The sequence below is a fragment of the Ruegeria sp. R13_0 genome (genome assembly GCF_017743995.1).
Lineage (GTDB): Bacteria > Pseudomonadota > Alphaproteobacteria > Rhodobacterales > Rhodobacteraceae > Ruegeria.
This window is the reverse complement of record NZ_JAGHRB010000001.1, coordinates 132551-150613: the sequence shown is the minus strand read 5'-3', so window position 1 is coordinate 150613 and position 18063 is coordinate 132551. Positions and strand designations below refer to the sequence as shown.

Here is an 18063-nt window from a genome sequence, read left to right as displayed (position 1 = left end):
TCAGTCCCCTGTCTTGGAAAGGGTTTGTTAACCAGACTCATAAACACTTTGTTCACGCATGCAATCAATGGTGAGCAACTATGTCCGTGCAGGGAACCATCCTTGTTTTAGATGGGGTATCCACAAACCGCATCATGCTGAAGGTTCAGCTGACGGCGGCGTGGTACCACGTGGTGCAAGGTGAGAAATTGGAAGGCCTCGCCGCGCTCTTGCGGCGTGTGCGGCCTGATCTGGTGCTGACCGCGCAAACGCTGCCCGACGGCACGGCGGCGGATGTCAAAAGCCTGATTGCGAAGAATCCGGCCTTGGGCGACGTGCCCGTCGTGGCCCTGACCGCCCAGAATGACAAGCAAGCTCGATTGCGGGCTTTGGCGGATGGTCTGGATGATGTTCTGACCCACCCGTTCAAGGACACACTGCTGCTGGCCCGCATCCGCAGCCTTTTGCGCGCGCGCGCCGACACGCAGGACCTGCAATTGCGCGAGGACCCACAGTCTCTTGGCCTGGCCGAGCCGGATACGCCGCTCATTACTGCCCCCCAAAGGGCCCGCGTTGCGGTATTGGCGCAAACGCCACGCAACGGCGCGCTTTGGCAAAAGGCGCTTTCCGGGCAGTCCCGCTACGCCCTGACCTCGCACCACCAATCGGATCTTCAGGCCTTGCTCTCTGGCCCGATCCCGGATGCAATCGTGGTCGAGCTGGATGCAGACCGATCCGCGCTGAACATCCTGGCTGACCTCAGATCGCGCGGGGCCACGCGCCATACGGTTCTGATCGGGGTGTTGAGCGACAACAACGCCACCCGCGCGTCCGAGGCGCTGGATCGAGGGGCAGATGCCGTCTGTCTCGGCGGGTTCTGCGCAGATGAGATTGTTTTGCGGCTGGACAACCAGATTGCCCGCAAAAGCCGGATGGACAGGATGCGCGATTCGCTGAAGAAAGGGATCGCCGAGTCGTGGATCGACCCTCTGACCGGGTTGCAGAACCGCCGCTATGCCATGCGCGCCATCCAGCAAATTGCGCAGCAATCGGCACAGACCGGGCGCGGTTTTGCCCTGATGCTGGCCGATCTGGATCATTTCAAGGCGATCAATGACGAATACGGTCACGCCAGTGGGGATTGCGTGCTGACCCAAGCGGCGGCGCGGATGCAACAAGTCGTCGGCAAGGCCGGGTTCGTCGCACGTATCGGCGGGGAAGAGTTCATGATCGCCATTCCGAACATCTCGCGCGCCAAGGCTCTGACGATGGCAAGCACCCTGTGCGAGGCGATCTGCGCAGTACCTTTCCGCCTGCCCGATCAGCGCACACCGATTGCCGTAACCATAAGTGTGGGCCTGAAAATGTCTGCTCCGGCCTACCTTTCACAAGACGAGGCCGAACCCGTCGAGCAGTTGATCAAATCCGCAGACAAAGCGCTCTACGCGGCGAAACAGGCCGGCCGCAACCAAGTGCAGATCAGGCAGAGCGCTGCCTGATCGCCTCAGTGCTTTTTGTTGTGACCGCGCGGGCCGCGTTTGACGACTTCTTCCAGACGGGTCGCGTAGGTCTGACGCTCCTCGTCGCTCATCTGCGTGACCAGAACCAACCATTTCTCTTGCAGCGCAGCCTGCAAGTCCGCGGTCGCCTGAGCCTGCTGCTGCAGCAAGAGTGTGACAGTTTCGGGATCAAAGGGAACGGCCCGCAGCGCCTCGGTCACGACCATGAAGTCCTGAGATCGCCCCTTGGCCCCTTTGCCGTGCAGGCCGGAGAGCTCTCCCCTCAGGGCTTTGCGGTCCTCCTTCGGCAAAGCGCGGTACAATGCGGGTCCAAAACCCGGCGGTGCCTTGGCGTGATCGCTGTTCTTTAGCCGCAATACGCTGCCGACCGCGACCCCGATGATCAACAGGTTGATCGCTAGTGACAGAGACAGAACGATCGGCATCCAACGGCGTTTCGGTTTTGGATCAGTGTTCATTCCGTGCTCTCCAGAAAACTGGTGTCAAATCCAAGGTCGGCCGCCAGAACGCTGCCATCCGTCGCGCCGAACAGGCCGGCCGTATCCGGCAGAACGGCAGGCGCAAAAAACCCGATGAAGACCCCGGTGACGCTGGCGGCAGCCAGACCGCTAAAGCCCTGCCATCCCCCGATATTGTCCAGAATGCGTGACCAATGGGACCGTTCAGGGCGCGCGTGTTTCACCAACCGCCCCAGCCGAGTGGTCTCAGCGTCTGTCTGGATACGCACGGCAAGATCATCCGGCAACTCGGATCGGTCCTTGCGCGCCTGAGCAAACAGATTTTCCAGTTCCATGTCGTCATCAGCCATCGTCATACCCCAGTTCTTCCCGCCGTCCGGCCAATATGGCCGACAAAGCCCGCTTTCCACGCGCGGTCAAGCTCTCGACCGCTTCTACCGAGAGACCCATGACCCCGGCAATCTCGGGGTTGGACAGCTCCTCAATATGCCTCAACACGACGGCTTGTCGCTGTCGGTCAGGCAATTGCATAAGCGCAACCTGCAACGCGTCATGGCGCGCCGTATCCTGCATTTTCTCAACCACGCTGGCCGCGTTGTCGGGCGGCTCAGCCTCTTCGGGGAGCTGCTCGGGTGTCTTTTTGCGCTTGCGGTCCAGACACAGGTTCAGCGTGACCCGATAGAGCCAGGTCGACACTTTGGCCGTGCCCGGCACCCATTTCGGAGCCATCTGCCACAGCCGCATCATGGCATCCTGCGTCACATCCTCGGCCTCGGCCCGGTTGCCCAACATGCGCAGAGAGACTGAGTAGCAACGCGGGCCCAGCCGGTCCGTCAGGATCCGCGCCGCACCGGCATCGCCATCGGCAAACATCCTCAGCAACCTATCGTCACCGAGGTCGTCCGCGACGCACCCCGCGCCGCGAACGTCTTGAGGGTGGGAGGTCAGATCCTCCATCCTGCATCAGCTATCGTCAGCGTCCGATTTATGGCGCTTTTTGTGATGTTTGCCCATCTTGTCTTTTGCATCGGCAAATTCCTGTTCCGAGATACCGCCGCTGCTATCCGCGTCGATCCGATCAAACATCTTGTCAGCCCGGCGCGGTTTGGGCAACTCATCGGTGCTGAGAACCCCATCGCCATTCGCGTCATGTTTCTCGAACATTTTGGCCACCTTGTCGTTGGCCTTCTGTTGGGCTGCGGCCTGCATCTCCTCAAGGCTTATCTGTCCGTCGCCGTCAGTATCCGCCTTTGTGAAGCGTTGCGCGCGATGGGCCTGCATCTCTTCTTTTGTGATCTGGCCGTCTGCATTGGCGTCCAGTTCCTGAAACGAGACGGGCTCACGATCCTTTGGGCCTGCTGCCAGTGCCGATGTACCTGTGATCGCCACTGCCGACAGAACGATGGCCGGGATGAATTTCGAGTTCTTCATATCGGTTTCCCCATATTGGCGCGACCTGATTGCCGCTGCTCATACCCATTCAAACGCGGCACCATCGGGTTTCCGTCGAAAAAAGTTTATCGAAGGATCAGCGGGTCACGAACTCTTGCCCTACCCAAGCGATGCAAAGCGACGCACCCCCCTTTTCTATTGCGCCAAACAGGCCCATTATCCGCAAAAGATAAATGCGCGAGTTACATTATCATGGATCAGACGATCACCCCCGAAGTGGAAGAAGAGCGCGAAACATGGCCTGCTTTGGTCAAAGGCTTTCGTTGTAAATGCCCAAAATGTGGCGAAGGCAAGCTGCTGCACAGCTACCTCAAGGTGAACGACAGCTGCTCGAATTGCGGGCAAGAGCTGTTTCACCACCGCGCAGATGACGGCCCCGCCTATCTGACGATTCTGCTGGTTGGGCACCTGCTGGCCCCTGCTCTGCACGTCTCATATGTACATTGGCGCCCGGATCCGTGGACCATGGCCATCGGGTTCTCCATCGGCTGCATAGCTTTGTCGCTGTTCCTGCTGCCCCGCCTGAAGGGGGCTGTCGTGGCTTATCAATGGGCGCGGCGCATGCATGGGTTCGAGAAAGCCGCGTGACCGTCGACAAGACCGCCATCCGCAACGCAGCCACCGTCATCGTTCTGCGGGACCGTTTTACCGCGCCCTCGATCCTGATGGGGCAACGCGGGGCCAAAGCGGCGTTCATGCCGAACAAATTCGTGTTTCCCGGCGGCGCGGTCGACCCCGAGGATTCAAGCATCCCACTGGCCGCCCCGCTGCCCCAACTCTGCTATGATCGCTTGGCCGAGCAGGCCGAGGCTGACCTGCAGCAGGCACTTGCCGTAGCAGCCATTCGAGAGTTGTGGGAGGAAACCGGGATGGTCCTTGGCCAACCCGGTGAATGGGACGGCGACGCTCCGGCCGATTGGGCCAGCTTTGCGGCTTTGGGCTTCAAACCCTCGGCCGAGGCGCTGCAGTTCGTGTTCCGCGCGGTTACCCCTCCGGGTCGGCCCAGACGGTTTGATGCGCGGTTCTTTCTGGTCGATGCGCAGGCAATTCAAGGCGATCTGGACGATTTCAGCCGCGCCTCGGATGAGCTGTCGCACCTGCAATGGGTCAAACTGGACGAGGTTCGAAACTTCGACCTGCCCTTCATCACCGAGGTCGTGCTGGCCGAGATCACGGCGCGGGTCACCGACCCGACACCGCCATCTTCTGTCCCGTTCTATCTCAACAATGATGAGGCCAGCCTGTTCCAAAGGCTCAGGGGCTATCCCATGCCCGAGGTTGACTGACCCCAACCTTACTTCATGCGGCTGATCACAACCGTGACTTCGGGCTTTTTGCCGATCTCAGCTTTGGCCGTCTGACGCACGATCCGGCGCATGGCCTCTTCCAGCTTGTCATCGTCGCGCAGGGTCTTGGCCTCGGCCCGCATCAGGAACTGGTTCAGGTCTTCCTCAAGCACCTCAACCAGCGCCGCGCGAGAGGTTCCGATCTCCGGCAGGCCCATCGTATCACACCATGGCTCACCCAGAGGCTCGTCCTCTTCATCCAGAATGACGGTTACGGTCACGTGGCCGTTCAGCGCCATGCGGATACGGTCGCGCACAACCCCGTCCAACGCTCCGACCTTGACCGTGCCATCCAGATAGGTCCGCCCGGTTTCGACATAGTCGACAACTTTGGGCGCATTGCCGGTCAAATCCAGCATGGTGCCGTTGACGGCCAGAATACCCGTGCGTCCACCAGCCTCGGCCAGTTTGGCATGTTCGCGCAGGTGGCGATGTTCGCCATGCATCGGGATCACCATTTGAGGGTCAATCAACCCGTGGACTTTCTCAAGATCAGGCCGGTTGGCATGGCCCGAAACGTGATAAAGGCCCGAGCTGTCATCCACCACATCCACGCCCTTTTCGCTGAGCTGATTGATGATGAAAATCACACCACGCTCATTGCCGGGAATGGTTTTCGAGGAGAACAGGAACAGGTCGCCCTCTTTCAACTCGATACCGCGGTACTTGCCACGCGCCAGCTGCGCGCTGGCGGCGCGGCGTTCGCCCTGACTGCCGGTCACAATCAGCATCAGGTTCTGACGCGGAAGCTCTACAGCCTCTTCGGCGCTGATCACTTTGGGGAAATCCGACAGGATGCCGGTTTCCGTTGCAGCCTCGATCATCCGGCGCATGGCCCTACCCAACAGCACGACCGAGCGCCCGGCCCGCTGGCCAGCCTCCGCCAAGGTCTTAACCCGCGCCACGTTCGAGGCGAATGTGGTCGCCACAACCATACCTTCGGCGCTTTCGACCAGCTTGGTGATCTCGGGTCCGACCTCGGACTCTGAGCGTCCGGGGTGGCTCGAGAACACATTGGTGCTGTCACAGACCAAGGCCTTCACACCGGATTTGGCGACATCGGCCCAGAGATCGGGATCAAACGGTTCGCCCACCACCGGGTTTAAGTCCAGCTTGAAGTCCCCCGAATGCACGATCCGCCCTTCGGGCGTGTCGATCACCAGTGCGGCGCTTTCGGGGATCGAGTGCGAAACCGGCAGGAAGCCAACAGTGAATGGTCCGGCCGAGACCTGCTCGGGCCAAGCCGAGGCAGTACGCACAGCATCTTCAGGGTGGCCATGTTCTTCCATCTTCCGACGGGCAATATTCGCGGTGAAGGCGCGCGCATAGATCGGAGCCCCCAGCGCCTCATAGCAATGCGCCACGGCGCCCACGTGGTCTTCGTGCGCGTGGGTGACAAAAACCGCCTCTAGCCGGTCGGCGCGTTCCTGTAGCCATGAGATATCGGCATGGATCAGGTCCACACCCGGTGTTGTGTCCATATCGGGGAAGGTCACACCCAGATCGACGAGGATCAGACGTTCCTTGCCCGGCGCACCATAGCCGTACACATAGGCGTTCATGCCGATTTCACCGGCCCCGCCTAACGGCAGGTAGATCAGTCTTTCGCTGCTCATGTTGAGCCATTTTCCTTGTTATAGCGATGGATCACGGTCAGCCCGTGCATCGTCAGATCATCTTCGATTGCGTCGAACCCCACGTCGGCCTGATCGAACAAGGGTGCAAGCCCTCCGGTTCCAACGACTTTCATCGGCATTCCGTATTCGGTCTTGATGCGGGCGATCAGCCCCTCAATCAGACCGGAATAGCCCCAATACACGCCCGATTGGATGCAGCCAACCGTATTCGTTCCAATCACCTTGTCCGGGCGGGTGATGTCGATGTGCGGCAGAGCGGCGGCCCCTTGGTGCAGGGCCTCAAGGCTCAGGTTCACGCCCGGCGCGATGACGCCTCCGACATAGGCCCCATCAGAGGCGACGACGTCAAAGTTTGTCGCCGTCCCAAAATCGACAACCACAACGTCTCCGCCATGACGGTCAAAGGCCCCCACCGCATTGGCGAGGCGATCAGGACCCGGCACCGTGCCTTCGTCAATGCGCGGTGCGACCGGCAGCAGGCAATCCGGCTTGCCCACAACCAGCGGACGGCAGCCAAAGAACCGATCCGCAAAGATACGCAGGTTGAACACCACGCGCGGCACAGTCGAGGCGATGATCACGTCCGTAATGTCAGCCTCGATCCCGTAGTGTTTCACCAGCGTAGAATACCAGGTGAAATAGGCATCCGCCGTGCGTGAATGATGGGTCGAGGTGCGCAGGGTACACAGAAAACTCTCACCATCCCAGATCGAGAAAACGGTATTTGTATTGCCGCAATCGATGGCCAGAAGCATCTGAGCCCCCTTCAGAAAAACACGTCCGCCGCAGGAATGCTTACACGGCCTTTGGCGGTGTTTAGGACAAGGTTGCCCCCCGCGTCTACCGTTTCGAAGGTACCAACCGTTTCCGACGTGGCGGTACGGGCGGTAATGACCTCACCCAACCGCGCTGCGCGGGCCAACCATGCCGTGCGGATCGGTTCAAAGCCGTAGGTGACGAATTGGGTTTCATAGCCGGCATAGGCGATGGCGAGTTCGGTCAGAAAATCCTCGGGCGTGACATGCGCGCCTGTTTCCGACAGCAAAGAGACCGGTCGAACCGCCCCCGGCTCAACGGCATCCGCGCCGGGCGCTTCGGTCAGATTGACACCGATCCCAATCGACAGATGAGACACTCCGCGCCCCTGCCCCGTGCTCTCTAGAAGAATACCCGCAAGCTTGCCGCCGTTCAGCAGCACGTCATTGGGCCATTTCAGCGACAAGCCTGAGGCTCTGCCCGTCACAGCGACACAGGCATCGAACAAGGCCAAAGCTGCCACGAAGCTGCGCAGAGCCGCACTCTCCGGATCACCCTGAGGGCGCATCAGAAGGGTCGAGGCCAAATTGCCCTTGGGATTGGCCCAAGCCCGCCCTCGCCTGCCGCGCGCTGCGGTCTGGTGATGTGCCATGATCCACACGGGGCCTTGCGCCGTGGGTGCAAGACGCGCGGCTTCGTTCAGCGTGCTATCCACCTCTTGCAAGATGTGTAGGCCGTACCCGTCGGGCCAACTGCTCATGTCAGTAAGGCCCACTTGCGGGGTTGCGCAGCTGCATCCTCTTGGTGGTTTTCATCAGTTGACAAGCGTCGCAGCGGCAGCGGCTGCTGCGCCCTCGACACCAAACTGGTAGAACACACCGATCAGCATCAAAGCCGCCGATCCCATCAAGGCCACCCACAAGACAGGGGTTGAGCGGGTTTCGATGGGGTCTTCATTCTCGGCGCCGAAATACATGTAGAAGACGATCCGCAGATAGTAGAACGCACCGATGACCGAGGCGATGGCCGACACGATCACCAATCCGGTCAGACCCGCGCTGACACCCGCCTGCCAAACACCGAACTTGGCAAAGAACCCAAGCATGGGCGGCACACCCGCCAAGCTGAACATCAGGATTAGAACGGCCAGAGCCTTACCCGGATCGCGCTTGGAATACTGGCGCAAGGCGTCGATGTCTGTGACGGGTTTGCCGTCCCGCTCCATCATCAGGATGAAGGCGAAGGTGCCGATGTTCATCGTCACGTAGATCGCCAGATACATCAGCATGGCTTTCACGCCCAACTCAGTTCCTGCAGCCAAACCGATCAGCGCATAGCCCATATGGGCGATCGAAGAAAACGCCATCAGACGTTTGATGTCGCGCTGGCCAATGGCGGCAACCGCGCCGAGCAGCATGGACAGAACCGACAGCAACACGATCACCTGCTGCCAATCCTCTACAATGCCTCCAAACGCGTCATGCAGAAGCCGTGCAAACAGCGCCATGGCAGCCACTTTCGGAGCGGTCGCAAAGAAGGCTGTGATCGGCGTCGGAGACCCTTCGTACACATCCGGGGTCCACATGTGGAAGGGCACGGCCGAAACCTTGAAGGCCAGACCCGAGATCAGGAAGATCAGACCGAAGAGCAGACCGACCGAGACGTCTCCCGCCTGAACGGTGGCGATGATGCCCGAGAACAGCGTGGTGCCGGTGAACCCGTAAACCAACGACGCGCCATAGAGCAGCAGGCCCGAGCTAAGCGCACCCAGAACGAAATACTTCAGACCGGCCTCAGTAGATTTCGCACTGTCCCGGCGCAGCGCTGCCACGACATAGAGGGCCAGCGATTGAAGCTCCAACCCCATGTAAAGCGACATCAGATCGCCCGCGCTGACCATCATCATCATCCCAACCGCAGCCAATGCGACCAGCACAGGGTATTCAAACCGCAGCAGGTTGCGGCGGGCCATGTAGTCCTGGCTCATGACCAGAACGGCAGCGGCGGAAAGTAAGATGGCAACTTTGGAAAACCGCGCAAAGCCGTCATCCACGAACATTCCATTGAACGCCACGTTGGTCCCGTCACCGTTGCTTGAGATCCAAATCGCCAGAAGCGCCATCAGACCCGCCGTGGACCAAACCAATGCCGGAGCCAGCTCGTCCTTCTTTGTGTAAACGGCCCCGATCAGAGCAGCCATCGCATATACGGCCAGAACGATCTCTGGCAGGATTATTGTCAGATCAGCTTGGATCATGTCTCCAAAGCTCCCTTAATGCGAAGCGGCCGTCTGGGTCGCAGCTTCAGCCGCGGCCAGAGCCGTGTCATAGTTCGAAATCAATGCAGCGGTCGAGTTGCCGATCACATCGGTCACCAGCGACGGGTAGACGCCCAGCAGGATGGTCATCACGATGAGCGGCGCAAAGATCAGCCGCTCACGCGAGCTCATGTCGGTCATCGCCTTGAGGCTTTCCTTGATCAGATCGCCGAACACGACCCGACGGTAAAGCCATAGCGCATACCCGGCCGAGAAGATCACGCCGGTCGCGGCCACTGCGGTTACCCATGTGTTGACCTGGAACGCGCCCATCAGGGTCAGGAATTCACCGATGAAGCCCGAGGTGCCCGGCAGGCCAACGTTGGCCATGGTGAACAGCATGAAGACCAACGCATAGGCGGGCATCCGGATCACCAGACCTCCGTACGCGTCGATATCGCGGGTGTGCATCCGGTCGTAAATCACGCCGACACACAAGAACAAGGCGGCCGAGATAAACCCGTGGCTGAGCATCTGGAAGATCGCGCCATCAATGCCCTGCTGGTTCGCCGCAAAAATCCCCATGGTCACAAAGCCCATATGCGCGACCGAGGAATAGGCGATCAGCTTCTTCATATCCTCCTGCACGAGCGCCACAAGCGAGGTGTAAACAACGGCAATCGCCGACATCCACAGCACCAGATCGGTCATCACCGCCGAGCCAACCGGGAACATCGGCAGGCTGAACCGCAGGAAGCCATAACCGCCCATTTTCAACAGGATCGCCGCCAGCACAACCGAGCCTGCTGTCGGGGCCTGCACGTGCGCATCCGGAAGCCAGGTATGCACCGGCCACATCGGCATTTTCACAGCGAAGGAGGCAAAGAAGGCCAAGAACATCAGCGTCTGCATCCCGCCGACGACGTAGATGCCCAACACACTAAAGCTTTCGGACGAGAACTGATGGGTCATCAGCGCCTCGATGTCTGTAGTGCCAGCATCCGCGTACATCGCAACCATCGCCACCAACATCAGCACCGAGCCGAGGAAGGTGTAGAGGAAGAACTTAAAGCTCGCGTAGATGCGATCCTTGCCGCCCCAGATGCCGATGATCAGGAACATCGGGATCAGGCCTGCCTCGAAGAACAGGTAGAACAGCACCAAATCCAGCGCCATGAACACGCCAAGCATCAGCGTTTCCAGCAGCAGGAAGGCGATCATGTATTCCTTGACCCGTTCGGTCACGTTCCAGCTGGCCAGAATGGTCAGGGGCATGATGAAGGTGGTCAGCAATACGAACAGCACGCTGATGCCATCGACGCCCATCTTGTACTTCAGACCCATCAGCCACTCACCCTCTTCCACCATCTGGAAGCCGGTGTTCGAGGGATCAAAGCCCGTGTAGATACCAATCGACACAAGGAAGGTTACCGTGGTCGCAAGCAGCGCCACCCATTTGGCATTCCGCTGCGCCGCCGCATCATTTCCGTGCAGGAACAGCGCCAGAATACCCGCAGCAATAGCCGGGATGAAGGTCACGATCGAGAGGATATTGTCCATTACTGCGCCCCTCCGCCGATCGACATCCAGGTCACAAGGGCCGCGATGCCCAGCACCATCCAGAAGGCGTAGGTAAAGATGTACCCGGTCTGCGCCTTGCCTGCGAGGCGGGTGAAGAAGGGAACAACGCCCATTGCTACTCCGTTCAGGAAGCCATCAATTGTGTTGCCATCGCCGCGCTTCCACAGAAGGCGGCCAAGGGCCAGAGTGGGTTTTACAAAGATCGCATCATAAATCTCGTCAAAGTACCATTTGTTCAGCAGGAACAGGTACAACGGACGCTGGTTTGCAGCCAGACGCGCGGGCAGCGACGTGTTCACGATGTAGAACCAGTAGGCCACGACAAACCCAAGCAGCATCGCCACGAAAGGCGAGACCTTAACCCATTTCGGGACGGCATGGGCGTCATCCAGCACGGTATTGTCCGGTGCGATATACAAAGCGCCCTCACCCGGTTCGCCCGCGAAGACGTAGTGATGATCTCCGTGGGCGTCTTTCTTGCCATGTGTCTCATCCGCATGGTCATCCCCGTGCGCCTCATCCGAGTGAGCATCGGCATGATCGTCACCGTGATGCTCTTCGGCGGTACCATCGGCGACATGCTCGGCATGGGTCGCATCGTCATGACCTTCACCATGCGCCGAGGCCTCGGCCACCGGGATCCCGTAGAACTTCCCGACCTTGTCCGTGTGACCGAAGAAGTTGCCGTACCAGATCATCCCCGCAAAAACCGCGCCCAGCGACAGAACGCCCAGAGGAATCAGCATCACCTTCGGGCTTTCATGGGCGTGATCATGCGTATGCTTGTCACCGCGCGGTGTGCCGTAGAAGGTCAGGAAAATCAAACGCCAGCTGTAGAACGAGGTGAAAACAGCCGCGATCACCAGCATCCAGAAGGCATATCCCGTGCCGCCCGCAAAGGCGCTTTCAATGATCGCGTCCTTGGACAGGAACCCGGCAAAGCCGAAGGTGGTCAGCGGGATACCGACACCCGTGATGGCCAGCGTTCCGATCATCATCGCCCAGAACGTATAGGGGATCTTATTCCGCAGCCCGCCATATTCGGTCATTTCCTGCTCGTGATGCATCGCATGGATTACCGAACCGGCCCCGAGGAACAAAAGCGCCTTGAAGAACGCGTGCGTCAGCAGGTGGAACATCGCCGCCGAGTACATGCCGACGCCTGCGGCCACGAACATGTAGCCCAGCTGCGAACAGGTCGAATAAGCGATGACGCGTTTGATGTCGGTCTGAACCAATCCCACGGTCGCCGCAAAAAACGCGGTCGAGGCACCAAGGAAGGTGATGAACCCGGTCGCACCCGGCGCGAACTCCATCAGCGGCGACATGCGGCAGACAAGGAAGACACCCGCCGTCACCATGGTCGCGGCGTGGATAAGGGCCGATACAGGCGTCGGACCTTCCATCGCATCGGGCAACCATGTGTGCAGGATCAACTGCGCCGATTTACCCATCGCGCCGATGAACAGAAGGACACAGATCACCTCAATCGCGTTCCACTCACCCCAGAGGAAGCTGAGTTGAATTTCCGACAGGTCAGAGGCCGAGGCAAAGATATCCGAGAAGTTGATGCTGTCAGTCAGGAAGAAGATCGCGAAAATCCCCAGCGCAAAGCCGAAATCGCCAACCCGGTTGACGATAAACGCCTTCATGGCCGCCGCATTGGCGCTGGACTTGCGATAATAGAAACCGATCAGCAGGTATGAGGCAACGCCCACGCCCTCCCAGCCGAAGAACATCTGCACCAGGTTGTCAGCAGTCACCAGCATCAGCATCGCGAAGGTGAAGAAGGAGAGATAGGCAAAGAAGCGCGGCTTATAGCTTTCACCCTCCCGCCATTGCGGGTCGTGATCCATGTAGCCGAAGGAATAGAGGTGCACGAGCGCCGAGACCGTCGTCACCACGATCAGCATGATCGCGGTCAGGCGGTCCAGACGAATGGCCCAACTTGTTGAAAGCGAGCCGCTCTCGATCCAGCGCAGGATTTCGATCTGTTGGGTCTGACCATCGAAAGCCAGGAACACGATCCACGACAGCAGACAGGCCAGAAACAGCAGGCCCGTCGCAGTCCACATGGCGGCTTTCTCACCGATGAACCGCCAGCCGAACCCGCAGATCAGAGCGCCCACAAGCGGGGCAAAGAGGATGGTGGTTTCCATAGTTCTCTCAGCCCTTCATCATATTGACGTCTTCAACCGCGATGGTGCCACGGTTGCGGAAGAAGCAGACCAGTATGGCCAGACCAATCGCCGCCTCCGCCGCCGCAACGGTCAGCACGAACAGCGTGAACACCTGCCCGACCAGATCGCCGAGAAAGCTGGAAAACGCCACAAGGTTGATATTCACTGCCAGCAGCATCAACTCGATGCTCATCAGCAGGATGATGACATTCTTGCGGTTCAGGAAGAGACCAAAGATGCCGATGACGAACAGCGTCGCCGCGACCGTAAGATAGTGTTCAAGTCCGATCATCTTCTTAAAGTCCCTGCCCCGGTTTCACGTCCTTCAACTCCATCGCCTTGGCCGGGTCGCGCATCATCTGGCCGACGATGTCCTGACGCTTAATGTCCTGACGGTGGCGCAAAGTCAGCACGATGGCGCCGATCATCGCCACCAGCAGGATCAAGCCCGCAAGCTGGAACAGAAGGAAATATTGATCGTAAAGAATGACACCCAGCGCCTCGGTATTGTGACGGTCGCTCGGCACCGGCTGCGCCAGATTAGCCTCAACGCCTTGCGCGCTGTCCCACGCTCCGAACGCCATGATGAACTGCATCAGGATCACCAGACCAATCAACAGAGCCAGCGGCATGTACCGCGCCATCTCGGCCTTGAGCTCGGCAAAGTCCACGTCCAGCATCATCACCACGAACAGGAACAGCACCGCGACCGCGCCCACGTAGACGATGATCAACAGCATCGCCACGAATTCGGCACCCAGCAGTACGAACAGCCCCGCCGACGACAGGAAAGACAGGATCAGCCACAGCACCGAATGCACCGGCTGACGGCTGATCACCGTGAACAGCCCGCCGGTGATGGTGCTGATGGCAAACAGGTAGAAGGCAAAGACGGTCATTGATCCTCATCCTCGTTGTCGCCCAGAACCTCTTGCGCCAGATCCAGCGCGCGGGTCATGGCCGGGATGCCAGCAAAGACCGACATCTGACCGATCGTTTCCACGATCTCTTGTTTCTTTGCGCCCGCCTCAAGCGCATGGCGCACGGTCTGACGCACGGCCGAGTCCGCCTGAGCGCCCTGACAGGTCAGCCCGGCCAGCGTCAGCAGTAGACGCGTCTTGGCATCCAACCCGTCCTTATTGACGGTGTTGCCGAACATCATCTCCATGACCTCTTTGGGCATGGTCGGCCACAGGTTCTCGAACCCTTTGGGAGAGAAATTCTCCATCGCCGGGTTCATCGCCTTGGCCATGTCCTGCGCCTGCTTCATCATCAGCTCAAACGGGTTTGTCGGCGTGTCACTCATCTGTACGGCGCGTCCATTTCCAGATTGCGGGCGATTTCGGCTTCCCAGCGTTCACCGTTGTCGAGCAGTTTTTCCTTGTCGTAAAAGAGCTCTTCGCGGGTTTCCGTTGCGAATTCGAAGTTCGGGCCTTCGACAATTGCATCGACCGGGCAGGCTTCTTGGCAGAAACCGCAATAGATGCATTTGGTCATGTCGATGTCATAGCGCGTGGTGCGGCGGGAGCCGTCTTCGCGCGGTTCGGCGTCGATGGTGATGGCTTGCGCCGGGCAAATCGCCTCGCAGAGCTTACAGGCGATGCAGCGTTCCTCGCCGTTTGGATATCGGCGCAGGGCATGTTCTCCGCGGAACCGAGGCGACAGAGGGCCTTTTTCATGCGGATAATTCACGGTGGCCTTGGGCGCGAAGAAATACTTCAGCCCCAGCTTCATGCCGACCCAGAAGTCTTGCAGCAGGAAGTATTTGGCAGCGCGGGTGTAGTCGATTTGGGTCATATCAGCCTCCTACGCTCCAACGCGCGAATGCGCCCCAGAACCATTCGAATTTTGCCGCAAAGGCTACAAACACCACCCAGGCCAGCGAGAACGGCAGGAACACTTTCCAGCCCAGCCGCATCAGCTGGTCATAGCGGTAGCGCGGTGTGATCGCCTTAACCATCGCGAAGAGGAAGAAGAAGAATGCCATCTTCGCGACCATCCATAGCACACCGTCAGGCAGGCCAGGGATCGGCGACAGCCAGCCGCCGAAGAACAGCAGCGTGGTCAGGGCGCACATCAGGAAGATGGCGATGTATTCGCCTGCCATGAACAGCAGGAAGGGCGTGGCCGAGTATTCGACCTGATAGCCTGCGACCAATTCCGATTCCGCCTCGGGCAAGTCGAAGGGCGGGCGGTTGGTCTCGGCCAGCGCCGAGATGAAGAATAGGAAGACCATCGGGAAATGCGGCAGCCAGTACCAGCTGAAGAAACCGAACGAGCCATCCTGTGCGCGGACGATGTCGCCAAAGTTCATCGAACCCGTCGAGATAATCACGCCGATGATGATCAGGCCGATCGACACCTCGTAAGAGATCATCTGCGCCGCAGAGCGCAACGAGCCGAGGAACGGGTACTTTGAGTTCGACGCCCAACCGCCCATAATCACGCCATAAACCTCCAACGAGGATACGGCGAAGACATAGAGGATCGCCACATTCAGATCTGACAGCACCCAGCCGTCGTTGAACGGGATCACGGCCCAAGCGATCATTGCCAGTACGAAAGACGTCAGCGGCGCCAAGATGAACACGGTACGGTCCGCGCCTGCCGGGATGACGACCTCTTTGACCACATATTTCAGCGCGTCGGCCACTGTTTGCAATAGACCGTAAGCACCTACCACATTGGGGCCCCGGCGCATCTGAACAGCGGCCCAGATCTTGCGGTCACCATAGACAAGGAACAACAGCGAGATCATCACAAAGGCCACAACGGCAAGCACCTGCGCCAGGACGATCAGGGCGATGCCGCCCGGTGTGTTAAAGAAATCAGCCATTGGTCCTCACACCGTGGGTCGTCGGGGATATCTCTGCGGGACGGATCATTCTGCAGCCATCCTGTCTGTGTTTTTCGCCTGCGCCGACAGCTCGGCCATCAGTTGCGAGGCGCGCGCGATCGGGTTGGTCAGGTAGAAATCCTTGACCGCATTGCGGAAACTCGCCTTGCCCAGCACGCCAGCCTCAAGCGGCTGCACTTCGTTCTCGATCACCTCGTCGATGCGCGCCAGATGCGGCACCGCCTCGATCAACGCGGTCCGCAATTGCGCCAAGGAATCGAAGGGCAGCGTCGCCCCCAACTCGGCAGAGAGCGCACGCAAGATGGCCCAGTTTTCTTTGGCCTCACCCGGTGCAAAGCCCGCACGCATGGCCAACTGAGGACGGCCTTCGGTGTTCACGAACAACCCGTTTTCCTCGGTATAGGCGGCGGCGGGCAGGATCACATCAGCGCGGTGCGCGCCACGGTCGCCATGGCTGCCCTGATAGATCACGAATGCGCCGTCTCCGATTTCGACCTCATCCGCGCCGAGGTTATAGATCACATCAGCCGCGCTGATCGCGTCCATACCGTCTGCGTTGGTGGCATCCACATCCATCGCGCCCACACGCGCGGCGGCAGTATGCAGGATGATCAGCCCACTTTCGGTATTGTTTGCAACGGTTTGCGCGGCGGCCAGAACGGCGGCGCCATCGGCCTCTTGCAGCGCGCCCTGACCGACAATGACCAAAGAGCGTTTTGCTTTGATCTCATCATCGCCGCCCATGTCGACAACCTTTTGCAAAGCTGCGCGGTCATCACCCATGTGGTGGTATTCATAGGTCAGATCGGCCGCCGGGCCGACCAGAGCAACCTCGGCCCCATGCGCCCAGGCTTTGCGGATGCGGGCGTTCAGAACAGGAGCCTCATCGCGCGGATTGGTGCCGATCAGCAAAATACGCTCGGCCATGTCGATATCTTCGATCGCGGCGATCCCGGCATAGGCCCCACGGTTGCCCGCAGGCAGCTTGGCCCCGTCCGTACGGCATTCGACAACGCCGCCCTGCCCTTCGATCATCTGCTTCAGTGCAAAGATCGCCTCAACCGGGGCTAGATCACCAATGAGACCCGCCGGTTTTTCGGCCCCTTTCAGCGCTTCAGCGGCTTTGGTCAGCGCCTCAGGCCATGAGGCCGGGCGCAGCTTGCCGTTTTCGCGCACATACGGACGGTCCAGACGCTGACGGCGCAACCCGTCCCAGACGAACCGGGTTTTGTCGCTGATCCATTCCTCGTTCACGCCATCATGGTTGCGCGGCAGGAACCGCATCACTTCACGTCCTTTGGTATCCACGCGGATGTTCGACCCCAAGGCATCCATCACGTCAATGCTCTCGGTCTTGGTCAATTCCCACGGGCGCGCGGTGAAGGCATAGGGTTTCGAGGTCAGCGCCCCCACGGGACAAAGATCAATGATGTTGCCCTGCAGGTTCGAGTGCAGCGTCTGGTTCAGATAGGAAGTAATCTCTGCATCCTCGCCTCGCCCTGTCTGACCCATCTGAGTGATGCCGGCGACCTCGGTAGTGAAGCGCACACAGCGGGTGCAACTGATGCAACGGGTCATCGCGGTGCCGACCAACGGCCCCAAATCCAGATCATCTACGGCGCGCTTGGCTTCCTTAAAACGCGAACCCGAAACACCATAGGCCATGGCCTGATCCTGCAGGTCGCACTCACCCCCCTGATCGCAGATCGGGCAATCCAGAGGGTGGTTGATCAGCAAAAACTCCATCACCCCTTCGCGGGCCTTTTTGACCATGGGTGAGTTCGTCTTGACCTGTGGCGGCTGCCCCTCCGGCCCGGGACGCAGATCACGCACCTGCATCGCGCAGGAGGCTGCAGGTTTCGGAGGGCCGCCCACGACCTCAACCAGACACATCCGGCAGTTCCCCGCAATCGACAGACGTTCGTGATAGCAGAAGCGTGGCACCTCGACCCCGGCCTCTTCACAGGCCTGGATCAGGGTCATGGCACCATCGACTTCGATTTCCTGCCCGTCGATATTGATCTTGCGGAGGTCAGACAT

19 protein-coding genes are annotated in these 18063 nt (G+C 59.6%); 3 read left to right on the top strand and 16 right to left on the bottom strand.

Features of this window, described 5'->3' with window-relative positions; genetic code table 11:
* Positions 1 to 80 precede the first annotated feature (80 nt).
* Complete coding sequence (locus J7394_RS00710; RefSeq protein ID WP_209250273.1) at positions 81 to 1478, top strand: diguanylate cyclase; 1398 nt, start codon at positions 81 to 83, stop codon at positions 1476 to 1478.
* 5 nt (positions 1479 to 1483) lie between these two features.
* On the opposite strand, the gene J7394_RS00705 is transcribed toward J7394_RS00710, so the two are convergent.
* The 4 genes from J7394_RS00705 to J7394_RS00690 are packed head-to-tail and all read right to left on the bottom strand — an operon-like array spanning position 1484 to position 3388.
* Positions 1484 to 1957, bottom strand: a complete 474-nt coding sequence (locus J7394_RS00705; protein WP_209250272.1) for a periplasmic heavy metal sensor — start codon at positions 1955 to 1957, stop codon at positions 1484 to 1486.
* Positions 1954 to 2307 carry a hypothetical protein gene (locus J7394_RS00700; RefSeq protein WP_209250271.1) on the bottom strand — a complete coding sequence of 118 codons (354 nt, stop codon included), beginning with the start codon at positions 2305 to 2307 and terminating at the stop codon, positions 1954 to 1956. The genes J7394_RS00705 and J7394_RS00700 overlap by 4 nt, the downstream gene beginning before the upstream one ends.
* Entirely contained in the window at positions 2300 to 2914 is a 615-nt protein-coding gene (locus tag J7394_RS00695) for an RNA polymerase sigma factor (protein ID WP_209250269.1), read from the bottom strand. The genes J7394_RS00700 and J7394_RS00695 overlap by 8 nt, the downstream gene beginning before the upstream one ends.
* A gap of 6 nt (positions 2915 to 2920) precedes the next feature.
* The gene (locus J7394_RS00690; protein ID WP_209250268.1) at positions 2921 to 3388 is read right to left on the bottom strand and encodes an EF-hand domain-containing protein; all 468 of its coding nucleotides are present in this window, start codon (positions 3386 to 3388) and stop codon (positions 2921 to 2923) included.
* Positions 3389 to 3601: 213 nt separating this feature from the next.
* On the opposite strand from J7394_RS00690, the gene J7394_RS00685 reads away from it, so the two are divergent.
* Entirely contained in the window at positions 3602 to 3997 is a 396-nt protein-coding gene (locus tag J7394_RS00685) for a DUF983 domain-containing protein (RefSeq protein ID WP_209250267.1), read from the top strand.
* Complete coding sequence (locus tag J7394_RS00680; RefSeq protein ID WP_209250266.1) at positions 3994 to 4695, top strand: NUDIX hydrolase; 702 nt, start codon at positions 3994 to 3996, stop codon at positions 4693 to 4695. The genes J7394_RS00685 and J7394_RS00680 overlap by 4 nt, the downstream gene beginning before the upstream one ends.
* Positions 4696 to 4703: 8 nt before the next feature.
* On the opposite strand, the gene J7394_RS00675 is transcribed toward J7394_RS00680, so the two are convergent.
* Genes J7394_RS00675 through nuoG form a run of 12 tightly spaced genes read right to left on the bottom strand, consistent with a single transcriptional unit; the run spans position 4704 to position 18063 of the window.
* Positions 4704 to 6371 (bottom strand): ribonuclease J, encoded by a 1668-nt coding sequence (locus tag J7394_RS00675; RefSeq protein WP_209250265.1) that lies wholly within the window; start codon positions 6369 to 6371, stop codon positions 4704 to 4706.
* Positions 6368 to 7147, bottom strand: a complete 780-nt coding sequence (locus J7394_RS00670; protein WP_209250264.1) for a type III pantothenate kinase — start codon at positions 7145 to 7147, stop codon at positions 6368 to 6370. Before J7394_RS00670 ends, J7394_RS00675 begins: the two co-directional genes overlap by 4 nt.
* An 11-nt stretch (positions 7148 to 7158) precedes the next feature.
* Positions 7159 to 7908, bottom strand: a complete 750-nt coding sequence (locus tag J7394_RS00665) for a biotin--[acetyl-CoA-carboxylase] ligase (RefSeq protein WP_170691963.1) — start codon at positions 7906 to 7908, stop codon at positions 7159 to 7161.
* A 54-nt stretch (positions 7909 to 7962) separates the two neighbouring features.
* Positions 7963 to 9405, bottom strand: a complete 1443-nt coding sequence (gene nuoN / locus J7394_RS00660) for an NADH-quinone oxidoreductase subunit NuoN (protein ID WP_209250263.1) — start codon at positions 9403 to 9405, stop codon at positions 7963 to 7965.
* Between the two features lie 15 nt (positions 9406 to 9420).
* On the bottom strand, positions 9421 to 10965 hold the full coding sequence (locus tag J7394_RS00655; protein ID WP_170375153.1) for an NADH-quinone oxidoreductase subunit M: 1545 nt from the start codon (positions 10963 to 10965) through the stop codon (positions 9421 to 9423).
* Positions 10965 to 13145: an NADH-quinone oxidoreductase subunit L gene (nuoL, locus tag J7394_RS00650; protein ID WP_209250262.1), complete on the bottom strand. Its 2181-nt coding sequence runs from the start codon at positions 13143 to 13145 to the stop codon at positions 10965 to 10967. Before nuoL ends, J7394_RS00655 begins: the two co-directional genes overlap by 1 nt.
* 7 nt (positions 13146 to 13152) lie before the next feature.
* Positions 13153 to 13458, bottom strand: coding sequence for an NADH-quinone oxidoreductase subunit NuoK (gene nuoK, locus J7394_RS00645; protein WP_005984024.1), 306 nt, complete (start codon positions 13456 to 13458; stop codon positions 13153 to 13155).
* Positions 13459 to 13462: 4 nt separating this feature from the next.
* On the bottom strand, positions 13463 to 14065 hold the full coding sequence (locus J7394_RS00640; protein WP_170768089.1) for an NADH-quinone oxidoreductase subunit J: 603 nt from the start codon (positions 14063 to 14065) through the stop codon (positions 13463 to 13465).
* Positions 14062 to 14472 carry a carboxymuconolactone decarboxylase family protein gene (locus J7394_RS00635; protein WP_170642992.1) on the bottom strand — a complete coding sequence of 137 codons (411 nt, stop codon included), beginning with the start codon at positions 14470 to 14472 and terminating at the stop codon, positions 14062 to 14064. Before J7394_RS00635 ends, J7394_RS00640 begins: the two co-directional genes overlap by 4 nt.
* Entirely contained in the window at positions 14469 to 14963 is a 495-nt protein-coding gene (gene nuoI / locus J7394_RS00630) for an NADH-quinone oxidoreductase subunit NuoI (protein WP_039524264.1), read from the bottom strand. The genes J7394_RS00635 and nuoI overlap by 4 nt, the downstream gene beginning before the upstream one ends.
* A 1-nt stretch (position 14964) precedes the next feature.
* Positions 14965 to 16002, bottom strand: coding sequence for an NADH-quinone oxidoreductase subunit NuoH (gene nuoH, locus J7394_RS00625; RefSeq protein WP_209250261.1), 1038 nt, complete (start codon positions 16000 to 16002; stop codon positions 14965 to 14967).
* Between the two features lie 45 nt (positions 16003 to 16047).
* Positions 16048 to 18063: an NADH-quinone oxidoreductase subunit NuoG gene (nuoG, locus tag J7394_RS00620; RefSeq protein WP_209250260.1), complete on the bottom strand. Its 2016-nt coding sequence runs from the start codon at positions 18061 to 18063 to the stop codon at positions 16048 to 16050.

Excerpts from the sequence above, each read along its gene's own strand:
- J7394_RS00710 (WP_209250273.1), top strand. The coding sequence starts at position 81 with ATGTCCGTGCAGGGAACCATCCTTGTTTTAGATGGGGTATCCACAAAC.
- J7394_RS00705 (WP_209250272.1), bottom strand. The coding sequence starts at position 1,957 with ATGAACACTGATCCAAAACCGAAACGCCGTTGGATGCCGATCGTTCTG.
- J7394_RS00700 (WP_209250271.1), bottom strand. The coding sequence starts at position 2,307 with ATGGCTGATGACGACATGGAACTGGAAAATCTGTTTGCTCAGGCGCGC.
- J7394_RS00695 (WP_209250269.1), bottom strand. The coding sequence starts at position 2,914 with ATGGAGGATCTGACCTCCCACCCTCAAGACGTTCGCGGCGCGGGGTGC.
- J7394_RS00690 (WP_209250268.1), bottom strand. The coding sequence starts at position 3,388 with ATGAAGAACTCGAAATTCATCCCGGCCATCGTTCTGTCGGCAGTGGCG.
- J7394_RS00685 (WP_209250267.1), top strand. The coding sequence starts at position 3,602 with ATGGATCAGACGATCACCCCCGAAGTGGAAGAAGAGCGCGAAACATGG.
- J7394_RS00675 (WP_209250265.1), bottom strand. The coding sequence starts at position 6,371 with ATGAGCAGCGAAAGACTGATCTACCTGCCGTTAGGCGGGGCCGGTGAA.
- J7394_RS00670 (WP_209250264.1), bottom strand. The coding sequence starts at position 7,147 with ATGCTTCTGGCCATCGATTGCGGCAATACAAATACCGTTTTCTCGATC.
- J7394_RS00665 (WP_170691963.1), bottom strand. The coding sequence starts at position 7,908 with ATGAGCAGTTGGCCCGACGGGTACGGCCTACACATCTTGCAAGAGGTG.
- nuoN (WP_209250263.1), bottom strand. The coding sequence starts at position 9,405 with ATGATCCAAGCTGATCTGACAATAATCCTGCCAGAGATCGTTCTGGCC.
- J7394_RS00655 (WP_170375153.1), bottom strand. The coding sequence starts at position 10,965 with ATGGACAATATCCTCTCGATCGTGACCTTCATCCCGGCTATTGCTGCG.
- nuoL (WP_209250262.1), bottom strand. The coding sequence starts at position 13,145 with ATGGAAACCACCATCCTCTTTGCCCCGCTTGTGGGCGCTCTGATCTGC.
- nuoK (WP_005984024.1), bottom strand. The coding sequence starts at position 13,458 with ATGATCGGACTTGAACACTATCTTACGGTCGCGGCGACGCTGTTCGTC.
- J7394_RS00640 (WP_170768089.1), bottom strand. The coding sequence starts at position 14,065 with ATGACCGTCTTTGCCTTCTACCTGTTTGCCATCAGCACCATCACCGGC.
- J7394_RS00635 (WP_170642992.1), bottom strand. The coding sequence starts at position 14,472 with ATGAGTGACACGCCGACAAACCCGTTTGAGCTGATGATGAAGCAGGCG.
- nuoI (WP_039524264.1), bottom strand. The coding sequence starts at position 14,963 with ATGACCCAAATCGACTACACCCGCGCTGCCAAATACTTCCTGCTGCAA.
- nuoH (WP_209250261.1), bottom strand. The coding sequence starts at position 16,002 with ATGGCTGATTTCTTTAACACACCGGGCGGCATCGCCCTGATCGTCCTG.
- nuoG (WP_209250260.1), bottom strand. The coding sequence starts at position 18,063 with ATGTCTGACCTCCGCAAGATCAATATCGACGGGCAGGAAATCGAAGTC.